Raw genomic sequence first — 13,735 nt, forward strand, 5'->3', positions numbered from 1 at the left:
TCGAAAAGGCGAGATGTCCTGATGAAGATTTCAATCGATATCGACCTCACCCCTGAAGAGTTTCGTCGCACAATGGGACTGCCCGATGTGACAGAGCTGCAAAAAGAGGTGGTGGAGCAGTTTCGTAAACAGATGGTCGCAGGCGCTGAGGGGTATGACCCGATGTCACTGATGCAGCCCTACCTGAACTCTGGCCTCAATTCGATGGAGGCGATGCAGAAGTCATTCTTCAATGTGATGATGCAACAGACCGGCAAGACCGGCGATAAAGATAAATAAGAACTCCACAAAGGAGCAGTGCAGTGCGCATTCTTCGCAAATACAGCAACCGCAGACTCTACGATACCTCACGCAGCTGTTACGTCACTCTTGAAGACGTTAAAGAGCTGGTGTTAAGCGGTGAAGCTTTTCAGGTTCAAGACTCCAAGACAGGTCAGGATTTGACCCGTAACATTCTGCTGCAGATTATCGCAGAGCAGGAGGCGGAGGGGCATGGAACTTTGTTGACCAACCAGGTTCTGCAACAACTCATTCGTTTCTACGGCGATCCGATGCAAGGGATGATGAGCCAGTATCTGGAACAGAGTATCGCTGCCTTTCTTGACCATCAGGACCGCATGCGCGATCAGATGAAGACGATGATGGGTGCAGCCAATCCGTTGAATATGATGTCACGCATGGCCGATCAGAACATGGCGATGTGGAGTATGTTTACGCCTAACGGCCAGTCGGCTGAGGATGAGGAGAAGAAGCCCGAGTAGTTCGGGTCGCGAACATGCCTTCGGCAGATCGCTTATATGGACCCACCCGTTTGTTGCAAGACCGTTTTGACTCGATAGAAGTAGATTGCACGCTTATATCCGGCCTCTCAGTTTGGGCGTATCCACCCGGGCCATTATGAGATGTGCTCTTGCTGTTCTTATCTCCTACCCGGCTTCTTGGTGAGCCACAGGGATCTTCAGATTTTCAGCAAGTCGATCTTATCTGTCGTGTCTTAACGTTCTGCGCAACTCTTTGGTTGGGTTTAACTCTATTTATCCTGCCTTGGGCAGGCTCCGTACTACGTTGGTTACAACGCTTTGTAATCTCTTTCGTTTACTAAGCAGCTCCAGGCGATACGGGCTAGCTTGTTTGCGATCGCTACCACGATCTTGTTTACGTGCTTGCCTGAAGCCCTCAAGCCTTGTGCCCACAAGCCAAGTCGGCTGCTTTCGGGGCATTTCTCTAGTGAGCGGTATGCAGCCCTCGCGCCGTGTACCAGTTGCTTGCGCAACTGTCGATTTCCTCGTTTACTGATCCCCAGTAACACGTCTTTACCACCGCTTGAGTGCTGGGCGGGCACCAAGCCTAACGAGGCGGCTAGGTCGCGACTGCCCCGGTATGATTGACCATTCCCCGCATACGCAACCAGCAAGGTCGATATGACTGGGCCTACACCAGGTATCGTCATCAACCGTTTACAGCGCGCATCAGACCTAGCGATCTTTTCGATCCGTGAGGTGTAGTAATCAACTCGATCATCACAGCGTAGCCACTCCTCTCTCAGATCAGCAATGATCTCTCTTAAGCTATAACTTAACCCGTTTGAAGCGTCCTCAAGTATCAACGCGACCTCGTAGCGAGTTGCAGCATGTCCGCGCTTTACTACGATGCCCTGTTCTGCAAGCAGTCCTCTTATCCGGTTGCCGGTGCGGGTTCGGTTGTTAACCGAGTCTTCGCGGACTCGGTGCAAAGCCTGTAGGTCAAGCTGTTCAGTTGTTTTGACGGCTACTACCGGTGCCTGCTCTCGGGACGCTGCCTCCGCAATCGCTGCGGCATCCCGTTTATCATTTTTATTAACCCGCACGTACGCCTTTACGTAGCCAGGCGGGATGATCTTCACATGATGGCCATACTGCTCGAACAACTTGGCCCAATAGTGAGCACCACCGCACGCCTCAATACCAATAATGCATTTGGGTTGTTTAGCTATAAACTTAGCGACCTCTGCGCGCTTGAGCTGACGCGAAAACGTCTGTTTACCACTGCTCGTCATACCGTGAGCTTGAAAAACACTCTTCGCCAGATCGATACCAATAATGCTAGTCTTATTCATGTGGACCCCCTTCTTGGATGCCGTACTTGATTGATCTTTCAAAACCAATCTTGGCACAGAGTGGGTGGGTCCATCACATTTCCTACTTCAAAAATTCTGTGATCGCCTTTACCAGTTGGCTGCGGGTGCGGCTGCTGATAAAGGCGCCAATATGCCCGCCTTTGAGTTCCAACTCTTCGTAGCTCTCGCATTGAGCCGCTAGTGATTTTAGCCCCTTGCTGGAAGCGGACGGCACTAGGTGGTCGCTGCTACCGTAAGCATTAAGAATAGGCTGTTTGAGCTCCGACAAATCTATCCTGCGTCCCGCAATCTCCAAACTTCTGTTCATCAGACCGTTCTGCTGAAAAAAGCCTTGAGCGAACTCCACTGCACCTCGTCCCGCTAGATCTGGGCTATCGTTCAGCCAATGCTCCATGCGCATGAAGGTGCGAGCCTGCTCTGGCTCAGCCAGATTCTGCGCTAGATTGAGTTGCTTGTGCAGCCCAAGAGCCAGAGGCTTGAGGCTGGCGTAAAGTTGATTCAGCAAGCCGCCAGAGATGTTGCCCTGCGCTTTTACCAGTGTGGCGATATCCACTCTGCGAACCATCTGTGCCAAGGTGAAGTTCTCTACCTCGGTGTCGATCGGTGTCACCAATGTGATCAGCTTACGAACATTCTCGGGTTCGAGTTGGGCGTAACAGAGTGAAAAGACACCGCCTTGGCAGACCCCGAGTAGGTCGATGCGAGGTTGGTCCGAGTGCGTTTTAACCGCCTCTACAGCGCTGTGGAGGTAGTCGCAGATGTAGTCATCTAGACCGAGGTTACGGTCTGTAGCGCTGGGGTAGCCCCAATCGATCAGATAGACTGGATAACCGGCTGATAGCAAGTCGCGTATCAGTGAACGTTTGGGCTCAAGATCAAGGATATAGGGGCGATTCACCAGCGCGTAGCAGATAAGAAGTGGCAGCTTGGTCTTAGCGTTACTCTTCGTCTTTTGCGGCGCATAGTAGCGCAACTGCATCGCGTCAACTGTTAGCAGCGTTTCGCCCTCGAGTGAGTCTGGCACGACTCGGTTGAGAGTGCTTAGGGTCTCCAAAGCTTTGGAGAGCATTTGCTGGTGCGCACTAAGCTGCTCAGTGAAGCTTTTCATTGGGGCTTAGGACTCTTCATAAATCAGTCTTGAGCTGCCTTGAGGGCTTGTAGTTCTACCTCAAGCTTGCGAATTCGGCGGCGCTGCTGATCAAACTCCTCGATCAACTTATCGACCTGCGAGCGTGAAGGCAGCCCGAGCTGTTCTGCAAATTGGTCGATAAGTGCTTGCCAACCTAATTGCAAACGCGCCAGGCTATTGACCAGAGCCGCCTGTGCAGCTTGTAGCTCGTCGGAGTTGAAGCCGTCTCGATAGCTCTTGTCGTAGCAGTCGACCCAGAGATCCAAGAGGGCATCGTTCTCTAACCCCTCGGTCGCCAAATTACGGAAACGATCGATAGCGCTGTTGCTGATTTGGTCGAGCTCCTCGCTGAGCGTGCTGCTTGCCTGACTCCAATCCAACAAGGCTTCTATAAATGCCCTGAGTTGAGCGAACCGCGGATGTGTCAGTTGCGCGAGGCTCTGTTTTAGTTGGGCAACTTGTTCGGCGCTCAGTACTAACTGCGACTGTTTGAGTGTAAACAGGAGGTCAAGAAATTGATGTGGTTGCGTTGCTTGTTCAAGGACGTGAGAGACGTTGAACTGATGCAGATCGGCGCGCAACCGGTCTATCAGATCCTCGATAGGTGCCCCGCGCGCTTGGCTGCGCGTCAGGTCTGCCAGCAGTTCAACCAGTTCGGCCGAGTAACCACTCAGTTTTTTAACTAAATCAGCGTGTTGCGGCGAGATCGATTCGGCCTCTGAGTGGAATTTGGAGATCCACTGTTGCCACTGCGCTAACTGGCTGCTGAAGGCGGCATCCGGGCTGTTCTCCAGTTGTTTAATCCAGTTCTGAAACTGTTCGAGGAGTGGGTTGGTCACGCAGGGCTCAGTCTGTACTTTTATTGAGCCTTTAGTGTGTGCTATGTGGTCGACTGTTTCAATAGCCGCAGCAGTTCACGGGCCGCGTTCGAGAGGGTGCGTTCGCGGTGGTAGATATATCCCAGCGGACGTTCAACGGGTTGGCTGCCGGTATTGAGTCGCACCAGTTGCTCGTCGATTAGCGTCTCAGGCAGTAGTGACCAGCCGAGGCCCGAGCGCACCATCATGCGAATGGTGTCCATGTAGTTGGTAGATATGCCCAGATTTGGCTCGAGCCCCAGGGTTGCCAGCTGTTTGTGCACGATCTGATAGGTGAAGGTATCTGCTCCGGGCAGAATGGCTGGGTAGGCGTTGATCTGATCGAACTCGACGTTGTCGCGCTCCGCCAAGGGGTGGTCTGCGGCAATACAGTAGTGCAGACGATCGATCCAGACAGTTTCGGCGACGATGCGAGGATCGCTCTCCGGCGATAGGGTAATCAGTGCCAGTTCGATATCGCCATGCACGACCGCCTCATAGGCGACCTCCGACTCGTAGAAGCGCAAGTCCATCTCTACCTGGGGATAGCGTTTGACGAAAGCCCGCAGTGTTTCAGGCAGGCGGTGTAGGCTGATGTGATGACTGGCAGCCAAAGAGAGCCTGCCGGTTACCTCGCCAGATAGGTTGTTCAGTGTGCGGCGAGCATCCTCAAATTGGGTGAGGATGCCCTCCGCTTGCGGCAGCAGAGTTCGGCCTGCTTCCGTCAGATTGATACCGCGCCCAATTCGGTCAAATAGTCGGGTATCGAGCTGCGACTCGAGCTGGGCGATGCGCTTGCTGATCGCTGACTGAGTCACAAACAGATGCTGGGCAGCGATAGAGAAACTGCCGGTGCGTGCGACTTCGACGAAGGCTTGAAGTGTGGCTGTATCCATGGGAGTACTAGCTGATAAATTATCCTGAGTGTCTGATAGAACGGTTCTCAGAGCAAGCGTTAACTTGGCATTTGTGGCTTTTGAGAAACTTAAGACAGAGTCTAGTAAGTTATTTTAAACCTATGATTGTAAATATCTTAAATCTGACAAGCGTAGTCGGATTTTGTTGCTATGCTGGAGGGTAACTCCCCAAAAGAAGTAGGTTGGGCTCAAGATGAAGTTGACGATCAGTCGCAAGATCAGCGTGGCGCTGGTTTTTCTCTCTTGTGTCATTCTGGCCACCGGTCTGGTTGGTCTCTCTGGCATCGGTTCACTCAGTAATCAACTGCGTTTCTTGACGGGTCCCGCTTGGGATACCGCTGATGGTGCGATGGAGGGGACCATCGAACTTCAGGCAGAGGTAATAGCATTGCAAAACACTCTGCGCAGCCGCATCAGTTTTGATAAGGGGCGCGCTGCCATGGAGGCGGCTTCTGAGGGGGCTGATGAAGCCCTGGGACGGATGGCAAATTCAGGTCTACTAGAGAGAGCACAAACATCAGAACTTACGGCTCAGTTAGATGTCTTCCGCACGCTAGCGAAGGAAGTTAGCAGTGAGTTCGAGACGCTAGAATCTAATCGCCTTAGTGCAGAGAAGCGCGCATTTATCATCGACTCGCAACTGATGGCGCTTGAGGATGGTGTTGAGTCTGGGATGGATGACGATGCCTTGGTCAACAACTCTCTGCAAGATATCCAGAGCATGTGGGACGTTGCTGACGCCATTATGGAGACGCGTATCGGTCTGCTACGCGGACTGCAAGCGTTGAGCCAGATTCTTGGCGGTGCCAATATCGAGGAGCTATCGCCAGTTGTTGCCAGTGGTATGGCGCAGGCGCAAGAGGAGGGTGAGGCACTTGTCTCACTCAAGTCGGTACTGCGGGCGCGCGGTATTGACGTGGATATCGTTGATAAGATTGCAGCTGATATCGAGTTATTGGTGGCTGATACACAGGCGACTCTAGATGCTTACAAACAGTTCACAGCAAGTGAAGTTCGCATGACGACATCGCTTGATGCTTTGTTGGACTATATCGGCGAGATTGAAGAGGTCGCTGATGGCAAGGTTGAGGGGCAGTTAGAGGTCGCTGAGTCGGCAATTTTCTGGGCGAATACGCTGGTTGCTATCGCAATTTTGATTGGACTGTTGTTTGCCGCACTCTGTGCATGGCTCGGCAAGCGCATGGTGGTAACGCCGATACGTGCGGTTGCAGCGAAACTCACCGAGATCTCCAAAGCAGGCGGTGACCTGACCCAGAGGCTGGATTTCAAATCTCAAGACGAGATTGGTGATCTGGCGGCTGGATTCAACGGTTTTTTAGCAAAAACGCGCGATATTATCCTGCAAGTTAAGAGCTCTGCCGACGAGGTCATAAATGAATCTAGTGGATTGGTAAACGTTATCGCTGAGGCAAATTCCGGAGCTCAAAATCAGAAATCTCAAACAGAACAGGTCGCATCGGCTGTCACTGAAATGGTTGCCACGGTATCAGAGGTTTCCAGTTACGCGCAGTCAGCCGCAGAGGTGTCGCGTTCCGCTGGCGAGCGGGCTGAGTCGGGTAAAGGCTTGATGCACCAGACCTCAGATCAGATCCATCGTCTGGCCGAGGATATGCAATCTGCCAGTGACACTATTGATGAGGTTAAAGCCAGTACTGAAAGCATCGGAACGGTATTGGATGTTATTCAAACCATCGCAGAACAGACAAATCTGCTCGCGCTGAACGCGGCAATCGAGGCTGCGCGCGCCGGAGAGCATGGGCGTGGTTTTGCGGTGGTTGCCGATGAGGTGCGTACGTTGGCGAGCCGGACACAGGACTCTACTGAAGAGATTCAGCGGATGATTGAGAAGCTCCAGCATGCGGCTAATTCAGCGGTAACAGTGATTCAAAAATCACAAGAGGCGAGTAATGCCACGTCAGATAAGGCGCGACTGACCGGTGAAGCGATTCAGGAGATTGTTGATGCCGTTCATGAGATTGACGGAATTAACCAGCAGATTGCGGCCTCCACGACACAGCAGGAGGCAGCGTCGAACTTAATTGGTCAGAGTGCCGAGGAGATTCATGTGATTGCAGACGATACTGCAGGTAAAGCGATGTCAGCGCAGCAGTCGCTGCAAGAGCTACAAGCGCAAGCCGAGCGGATGCGCTCTGTAGTCTCTCAGTTTGTCGTTTAGAGCGGACGTAGCTTGTTATAAAACGGCCGGCAGGCATCGAGTGGTTGCGCTAGCGGGGTAGTGCCCGACTCGCGCACCGTTACACTGGTTACCTCGGGTAGTGTAAAACCGATCTCTAGCTCGCAATTGCCTTTGAGTTGTGCCAGCCCTGAACTGTTCTCCTCACGATAGATCCAAACCTCTTTGCCATCCTTGCGGATTTTACGAGTAGGCTGGCCCAAGCGGCTCTCTAGCGAGCTAATGTCCAAACGCAGCAGCGGTTCGCTGATCATATCGGTTGTGAGCGGTAACTCGGTTCGAGTCGCACAACCTGCGATAACTAGAGCTGATGCCGCGACGGCTACAAAAGATACTCTCATCAGTTGATCAGCCCTTTCAGGACTTTACTGAAGGTGGCGATTTCGTCGTCGCTAAACTTGGCGAAAACACGCTCTTGCTCCTCGCTGGCTAGATGCCACAGAGCGTCGGACTTCTCATGTCCTTGTACACTGATGCTGAAGATGCCATTCGCTTCGCTGATTAGCCCCTTGCGCTCCAGAACCTCTACAGCCAAACGCACGTCCTGCTCGGGCATCGCTACCGCATCTACGAGCTGTTTAGCGTCGAGGGATTGATGCTCAGTGAGGATCATCAACATGCGTGCTTCGCTGGTCTGTAGACCGGTCGACATCTGCAGCGGCAGGTAGTCTGCTTGGTAAGAGCGCATCGCCTGTAGCATCAGGTAGTAGAGGTTGGTATTTAGGCGTCCAGGCGTTTTTGAGTCGCCATCTGATGGCTTGCTTTGGCTGCTTTCGGCTGTGAGGCGCGAGTAGGGCATGACGATGGAGTAACCGCCCTGGTGGTAGCAGAGCGGTGCACGACCCTCAGCTTCAAACTGTTCCACTCTACCGATCAGAACAATGTGGTCGCCGGCGTCAACGAGTTGGTGAACTGAACACTCAAATACGGCAGCGCAGTCTGCAAGCACCGCTGCACCGCCAAGGCCCTCACGGAAATTAACACCTTCGAATTTGTTATCACTTGGACGGGCAAACTGATTCGATAGGTCCATTTGATCGGCTGCAAGGATGTTCACCGCGAAGTGGCTGGCCCGGTTAAACGCATCGAGGTTATTCGAGCGTTTATCTAAGCTCCAGAGGATCAGAGGTGGATCGAGCGAGACCGAGTTGAATGAGTTAGCTGTCAGACCGACATTTTCGCCCTCGGGTGTCACGGTGGTAATCACGGTAATACCGGTTGCAAAGTTGCCTAAAGCACGACGAAAAGCTTGGGAATCAAACACGGTAACGTAGCTCTCTTTATCGGTTATAAAAACGGTGCGCAGGATAACATATGACAGCTCTTTTGACCCGTTTCAGAGTCTAGGAATCCGTGCTGTCACCTGAAAACTGCGTGTACTATTCTCTGTAGTCGTCGTGGCATGCCTTACAAGAGGCGGCGAGCTCTGAAAATGCCTCGCGAGCCAGATCTTCATCACCCTCATTGGCTGCGCGCAGCAGGGCAGTAGAGGCGTTAGCACTGTCTTGGCCAAGGCTGGAGAATGTATCAAACTCTTCCCAGATAATATCCAATGCTTCTGAGGGTTTTGGGTTACTCCGCTCGGGGAAATAGCTATCTAGTTTGCTGAACCAGAGATTTAGTGTCTGAGCTTCGCCCGCGATAGTGGCAAAGTCAGCGCTGCGTACCGCGCCCTTGAGTGTTTTCATCGACTTTTTGGCGGCTTTGAATCCGTCCATGCGCTCTTTGACGATGCCGGTGGCGCCAGTGTGGGCCAGCGCGGTCGTGGCGATCGCTGTACTGAGAGCGAGGGTAAGAGCAGTAATCAGTTTTGGCTTAGTAGGCATTAGGACTCCTCACTGAAACGGTTGTGCGCGTCGATAATCTCTTGTGGCCAGGTCGACTTAATATAGGCTAGTACGGACCAGATCTGATCGTCGTTCATCTGTTCGCCAAAAGCTCGCATCGTAGTGCGGTAGTCATCACCCGCAATAGCGGCGATGCCACCTTTGATGATGGTAAATAACTGCTGGTCGGGGTGGTGCCAGGTATGCCCGCTCTGATCATGCGGTGGTGCTGGAAGGTAGCCTGCACTGTCGCGCTCACGCCAGTTGGGCTGACCTTCCAGGTTGGCGCCGTGGCAGGCGAGGCAATAGCGATCGTAGAGGGCTTTGCCATCGGTTACAGCAACAGCATCTTTGTACGGTATGGCGTTCCACCTAGAGTCGGTAACAAGTTCTGGCTCGGGTTGTAAATTTAACCAGATACCATAACTAACGCCTGATATGAGTATCGCAACGCCAAGCCACTGTTTAGTTGTGATCAAAATCGATTATCCTCTGATAACGAGTCGTGGAATATATACTACCAAACATAGTTTGAGGAACTGACATGCAGCTTAAGATCGAAGATATGTCCTGTGGTGGGTGCGTGAGTAATATCACCGAAGCGCTAGAGGCGTTGGACTCGAACGTAACGGTTGTAGCGGATCTAGAGAGCCGGTCAGTCGAGGTTAGCAGTACTGCCTCCGAAGCGCAGATTCGAGAGGCGCTTGAGAATGCCGGCTATCCCGCCTCCTGATTGTAGTTGCATTTTGCGATGCAAATTGCGGTGCTGTTTGCGATTATAGAATGAGTTTAGAGCGTTAGAGAGGTGCTGAAATGTCCAGCGTAGCGGTGTTTCTGGGGGCGCGTGATGCAAAACGCGAACTGTTTAAAGAGCGCGTTTACCAGCTTGGCCGGGTCATTGCTGAGGCGGGCGTGGAGTTGATTTACGGCGGTTCCAATACCGGCTTAATGCGCAATCTAGCCGATGCGGCTTTAGCCGCTGGGGGCACCGTTCGTGGAGTAACGGTGGGCGCTCTGGCCGATAAGGAAGCGCCACATGCTAGGCTGAGCGAGCTCTTCTGTGTGGATACCATGCATGAGCGTAAAGCTAAGATGGCCGAGATGGCCGATGCCTTTATCGTTTACCCGGGCGGCGTTGGTACGCTCGAGGAGTTTTTCGAGGTCTACACCTGGGCGCGACTCGGATTTCACTCTAAGCCGATTGGGCTCCTGAATATCGATGGTTACTACGACCCGTTGCTGGAGTTGCTAGACCGCTCAGTTGCAGAGGGTTTTATGGATCAAGCAGGGCGAGATCTGCTGATCTGTGAATCTGAGCCGCAGACGCTGTTGATGCGTTTGAAACTTAGCTAGCCCTGGGTCAAAACGCATAATCTCCAAGCGATGCCCCCAGGTTCTAAGTGCTAGTTTTTGGCAAGGGTTGCAATCAGACCATAAGGGTCTCGGTCTTGGATCATTTCAACACTGTCGAAGAGAAGTGTACGTTCTGTGATGTCGGGTTCGGTGCCGCTGTAGCCCCACTCTGGAGCATAAACGCCGGCCTTCAGGTACGGCCCTGTCAAATCGCGATGGGCATTTGGACCGAAGTCTTCGACTATTTTCTCGCCGTTTACCCAAATTCTAGTTATTCCATCGCTTTCCGGAGACCAGCGAGTGTGTATCACCCAATCGGTCCATACACCTTTCTCTACTTTGAGTTCTGCGAGGGGAACTATCGACTCAACATGTCCCGGGGTATCCGCAGTGGAAATCAGACGGTTGTCAAAAGCTTTCTGTACTTGCCAGTTGTCGTTGGTAATAGTGATTTCCAAAGGTGGCATACGACCCACTTCGCCAACAAAAAAGTCACGGGAACCATGCCACTGCATTGCCACTACTTTGACCTCTGAATCCTTCCAATTAGAAGGTACGAAGACCGATGCTTTGTACCAGCTATCCTCTTTCAGTGGGTTAGACAAAATTCTCAATTCGCTTCGGTAGTTTCCTTTAACGCGAGAGTCACTGGGCTTAAGAGAAAACTTTCCAACTTCTCCACGATTACCCTCTGGGTCCTCTACCCTGTTAAATGAGTGGTCGCAACAGGTTTGCAACACATACTCGTTGATGTGGCCTAACAGCGCCCAGCTTGAGGTGCCCGGGCGCTCTGATGCATCAAAGCCAATCTTCAATTGCGTGCCGGTCGAGTACTGCGCCAAATGGGTGCCGAGTATGTATATGGTCATAACACCAGCAAGAAGAAGGGCTAGGCCCACCAAAGAAAAGCGTCGGATTTGTAATCGAAATATTTTTCTAATCAGCATGCCTTGATTCCCGTATCGAGCTTCGACTATTCAATATTTTTGTACGGGAGAAGTTAGCAGGGATTGTGCCAATTTTACCGGCAAGTGATGTGTGTCTCCTCAATTGTCCGTAACGTCGATGAAGAAGAGAGCGCGGGCTCCCCTAAAACCGCGGGCGTCGCTGCCAAAAAGGGGGAATCCCCATCCGGTGACAGGCGAGGGTAGAAACGCCGTTGCGTAGCGACCAGCGCAGCGTGGGAGCCAAACCCACTAACGCAGCCCGCGCGAGTGCGCGCTGAGGTCGGCTGAGCGGGGCTGGATTCATCTGAATAGCCCAATCCGGAAGTAGGTCAAAGCCTGCGATTGTTATACATCTGCCCATCGGCTTGGTAAACGCCGAGGGTGTTGGTGCCTTAAACAGCGCCTGCATTACGGCCGCGGTGCGTTGGTTATAGCGAAGTTCGCGGCGCATCAAGTGCAAATAAGCTTCTACCTCTACCACTGAGTCAGGAACAGTTTCGGCACCGAGTTTGCGTGCAACGAGGGTGACCTCAGAGAAGTAGGCGTCTTGGGTTTTTCGGCTTAAATTTGGATTTTTGTAGCGTAAGTAGCCGCGCATAAACGAGTACACCTCGCACACGTGTACCCAGGTTAGAAGCTCGGGGTCCTCGGCGCTGTAGCGAGTACCGTCGGGTGCGACTCCACTAACTTGAGCGTGTATCCTTCGGACGCGCTCAATTAGACGCTCGGCTTCGTTGGTAGGCGCGAAGGTCGTCGCTGCGACGAACTGACTGGTGCGGCGCAAGCGCCCAAGCATATCTTCGCGAAAGTTGGAGTGATCCCAAACACCGGCTAGCGCCAGAGGGTGCAGCATCTGTAACATCAAAGCGCTGATGCCGCCGCAGAGCATGGCCGGAAAGTCGCTATGAATCCGCCAGCAGACCGCATCGGGGCCGAACAGGCCGGGATCGCCCGTAGGCTCAGAGTAGTTAACATCCCCAAGCGATAGACCGGTAAGTTGAAGAATCTGCTTCTCTATCTGACGGCGCATTTTCAGCTAGCTCTTGAAACCTTAACGCTCAAAGGTACAAGCTAGCGGGGTAGGAGTTCAATGAGTCCGCTGAGAATTTCAATGCAAACAATTTCAGGTATAGACGTGTTAGATGCAGAACAGTTAGATGCCGCCGACCCATTGCGGGCAATGCGTGAAAGGTTCGATTTGCCGGAGGGGGTTATCTACCTCAACGGCAATTCACTCGGCCCCCTTCCTAAAGCGACGAAACAGCGTATGGCTAAGGTGGTTGAGCAGGAGTGGGGTACGGGTCTGATCAGGAGTTGGAACACCGCGGGTTGGGTGGATTTGCCGCAGCGTCTGGGTGCAATGATAGCTCCGCTGATTGGCGCTGAGTCTGATGAGGTGATCGTTGCTGACTCAACCTCAGTCAATCTGTTTAAGCTGATTCACGCGGGACTCAAGCTTAACCCGGGTCGATCGAAGGTCGTGACAGAATTGGGGAACTTTCCGACCGATCTCTATGTGCTGCAGGGTGTTCAACGAGATGCCTCAATCGACCTCAGTGCGGTGCCGCGTGATCGGATTATTAGTGAAATTGATGACCAGACAGCGCTGGTGGTGCTGACACATGTGCACTACAAGAGCGGTGAGATGTTTGATCTTGAAGCATTGACTGCTAAGGCGCACAGCGCTGGAGCGCTGATTCTATGGGATCTGAGTCATAGTACGGGCGCAGTGCCGGTTGATTTAGACGCTGCAGGAGCCGACCTCGCTGTAGGTTGCGGCTACAAATACCTCAACGGTGGTCCGGGCGCTCCAAGTTTTCTCTACGTGGCTAAACGTCATCAAGCGCGATTCGAGCAACCCTTGACGGGTTGGTTTGGCCACGCGGTCCCCTTTGCTATGTCTGATCAGTTCGAGCCGGCTGAAGGTATGACCCGTGCCCTATGTGGTACGCCACCTGTGCTCGGGTGCGTCGCGCTGGAGGAGGGTGTACGGCTGGCACGCGAAGTGGATATGGCAGCGGTGCGCCGAAAATCGATTGAGTTGAGTGAGTTTTTTATCGAGCAAGTCGAGGCTCGATTGATTGGGTGCGGCTTTGAGCTTGCGTCACCCCGCGCGCCGGAACTGCGTGGTAGTCAGGTAAGCCTGAAGCATGCAGAGGCCTATCCGATTATGCAGTCGCTGATTGAGCGCGGGGTGATAGGCGATTTTCGCGCACCGGATATCCTGCGTTTTGGCTTTGCACCGCTTTACACCCGTTTCGTTGATGTAGCTCAGGCTGTATTGGTACTGGAACAGGTTATGATTTCACAGAGTTGGCGGGACCCGAGGTTTCAGGTGCGCGGCCGAGTTACCTAAGACAGCACGTGAAACAGCA

Annotated in this window: 16 protein-coding genes; 6 read left to right on the forward strand and 10 right to left on the reverse strand. The window is 52.9% G+C overall.

Features of this window, described 5'->3' with window-relative positions:
* Positions 1 to 21: 21 nt before the first annotated feature.
* Entirely contained in the window at positions 22 to 279 is a 258-nt protein-coding gene (locus tag AC1WNR_RS06830) for a DUF6489 family protein (RefSeq protein WP_481643766.1), read from the forward strand.
* A 23-nt stretch (positions 280 to 302) separates the two neighbouring features.
* Complete coding sequence (phaR, locus tag AC1WNR_RS06835) at positions 303 to 761, forward strand: polyhydroxyalkanoate synthesis repressor PhaR (RefSeq protein ID WP_481643767.1); 459 nt, start codon at positions 303 to 305, stop codon at positions 759 to 761.
* 308 nt (positions 762 to 1,069) lie between these two features.
* Here phaR and AC1WNR_RS06840 read toward each other — a convergent pair whose 3' ends face one another.
* The 4 genes from AC1WNR_RS06840 to AC1WNR_RS06855 all read right to left on the reverse strand — a co-directional run bounded on the left by AC1WNR_RS06840 (position 1,070) and on the right by AC1WNR_RS06855 (position 4,998).
* On the reverse strand, positions 1,070 to 2,095 hold the full coding sequence (locus tag AC1WNR_RS06840; RefSeq protein WP_481642805.1) for an IS110 family RNA-guided transposase: 1,026 nt from the start codon (positions 2,093 to 2,095) through the stop codon (positions 1,070 to 1,072).
* Between the two features lie 82 nt (positions 2,096 to 2,177).
* On the reverse strand, positions 2,178 to 3,224 hold the full coding sequence (locus AC1WNR_RS06845) for an alpha/beta fold hydrolase (protein WP_481643768.1): 1,047 nt from the start codon (positions 3,222 to 3,224) through the stop codon (positions 2,178 to 2,180).
* Positions 3,225 to 3,247: 23 nt separating this feature from the next.
* The gene (locus AC1WNR_RS06850; RefSeq protein WP_481643769.1) at positions 3,248 to 4,084 is read right to left on the reverse strand and encodes a poly(R)-hydroxyalkanoic acid synthase subunit PhaE; all 837 of its coding nucleotides are present in this window, start codon (positions 4,082 to 4,084) and stop codon (positions 3,248 to 3,250) included.
* 41 nt (positions 4,085 to 4,125) lie between these two features.
* Entirely contained in the window at positions 4,126 to 4,998 is an 873-nt protein-coding gene (locus AC1WNR_RS06855) for a LysR family transcriptional regulator (protein ID WP_481643770.1), read from the reverse strand.
* 214 nt (positions 4,999 to 5,212) lie between these two features.
* Here AC1WNR_RS06855 and AC1WNR_RS06860 point away from each other — a divergent pair, with 214 nt between their 5' ends.
* Positions 5,213 to 7,216 carry a methyl-accepting chemotaxis protein gene (locus AC1WNR_RS06860; protein WP_481643771.1) on the forward strand — a complete coding sequence of 668 codons (2,004 nt, stop codon included), beginning with the start codon at positions 5,213 to 5,215 and terminating at the stop codon, positions 7,214 to 7,216.
* On the opposite strand, the gene AC1WNR_RS06865 is transcribed toward AC1WNR_RS06860, so the two are convergent.
* The 4 genes from AC1WNR_RS06865 to AC1WNR_RS06880 form a co-directional block, all read right to left on the reverse strand.
* Positions 7,213 to 7,575 (reverse strand): hypothetical protein, encoded by a 363-nt coding sequence (locus tag AC1WNR_RS06865; RefSeq protein ID WP_481643772.1) that lies wholly within the window; start codon positions 7,573 to 7,575, stop codon positions 7,213 to 7,215. The genes AC1WNR_RS06860 and AC1WNR_RS06865 overlap by 4 nt on opposite strands.
* On the reverse strand, positions 7,575 to 8,498 hold the full coding sequence (locus tag AC1WNR_RS06870; RefSeq protein ID WP_481643773.1) for a p-hydroxyphenylacetate 3-hydroxylase reductase component: 924 nt from the start codon (positions 8,496 to 8,498) through the stop codon (positions 7,575 to 7,577). Before AC1WNR_RS06870 ends, AC1WNR_RS06865 begins: the two co-directional genes overlap by 1 nt.
* 115 nt (positions 8,499 to 8,613) lie before the next feature.
* Positions 8,614 to 9,060: a c-type cytochrome gene (locus AC1WNR_RS06875; RefSeq protein WP_481643774.1), complete on the reverse strand. Its 447-nt coding sequence runs from the start codon at positions 9,058 to 9,060 to the stop codon at positions 8,614 to 8,616.
* Positions 9,060 to 9,539: a c-type cytochrome gene (locus tag AC1WNR_RS06880; RefSeq protein WP_481643775.1), complete on the reverse strand. Its 480-nt coding sequence runs from the start codon at positions 9,537 to 9,539 to the stop codon at positions 9,060 to 9,062. The genes AC1WNR_RS06875 and AC1WNR_RS06880 overlap by 1 nt, the downstream gene beginning before the upstream one ends.
* Positions 9,540 to 9,604: 65 nt before the next feature.
* Between AC1WNR_RS06880 and AC1WNR_RS06885 the strand changes: the two genes are divergently transcribed.
* Both AC1WNR_RS06885 and AC1WNR_RS06890 read left to right on the forward strand, forming a co-directional pair.
* Complete coding sequence (locus AC1WNR_RS06885) at positions 9,605 to 9,793, forward strand: heavy-metal-associated domain-containing protein (RefSeq protein ID WP_481643776.1); 189 nt, start codon at positions 9,605 to 9,607, stop codon at positions 9,791 to 9,793.
* 80 nt (positions 9,794 to 9,873) lie between these two features.
* A complete protein-coding gene (locus tag AC1WNR_RS06890; RefSeq protein WP_481643777.1) occupies positions 9,874 to 10,413 on the forward strand; it encodes an LOG family protein in 540 nt (179 codons plus the stop codon).
* Positions 10,414 to 10,463: 50 nt separating this feature from the next.
* Here the strand turns inward: AC1WNR_RS06890 and AC1WNR_RS06895 are convergent, their stop codons facing one another.
* Together AC1WNR_RS06895 and AC1WNR_RS06900 are read right to left on the reverse strand one after the other, a co-directional pair.
* The gene (locus AC1WNR_RS06895; protein WP_481643778.1) at positions 10,464 to 11,360 is read right to left on the reverse strand and encodes a polysaccharide lyase family 20 protein; all 897 of its coding nucleotides are present in this window, start codon (positions 11,358 to 11,360) and stop codon (positions 10,464 to 10,466) included.
* A gap of 142 nt (positions 11,361 to 11,502) precedes the next feature.
* The gene (locus tag AC1WNR_RS06900; protein ID WP_481643779.1) at positions 11,503 to 12,390 is read right to left on the reverse strand and encodes an oxygenase MpaB family protein; all 888 of its coding nucleotides are present in this window, start codon (positions 12,388 to 12,390) and stop codon (positions 11,503 to 11,505) included.
* A gap of 81 nt (positions 12,391 to 12,471) precedes the next feature.
* On the opposite strand from AC1WNR_RS06900, the gene kynU reads away from it, so the two are divergent.
* The gene (gene kynU / locus AC1WNR_RS06905; RefSeq protein ID WP_481643780.1) at positions 12,472 to 13,716 is read left to right on the forward strand and encodes a kynureninase; all 1,245 of its coding nucleotides are present in this window, start codon (positions 12,472 to 12,474) and stop codon (positions 13,714 to 13,716) included.
* Positions 13,717 to 13,735 lie beyond the last annotated feature (19 nt).

This window comes from Marinobacterium marisflavi, from assembly GCF_982447095.1.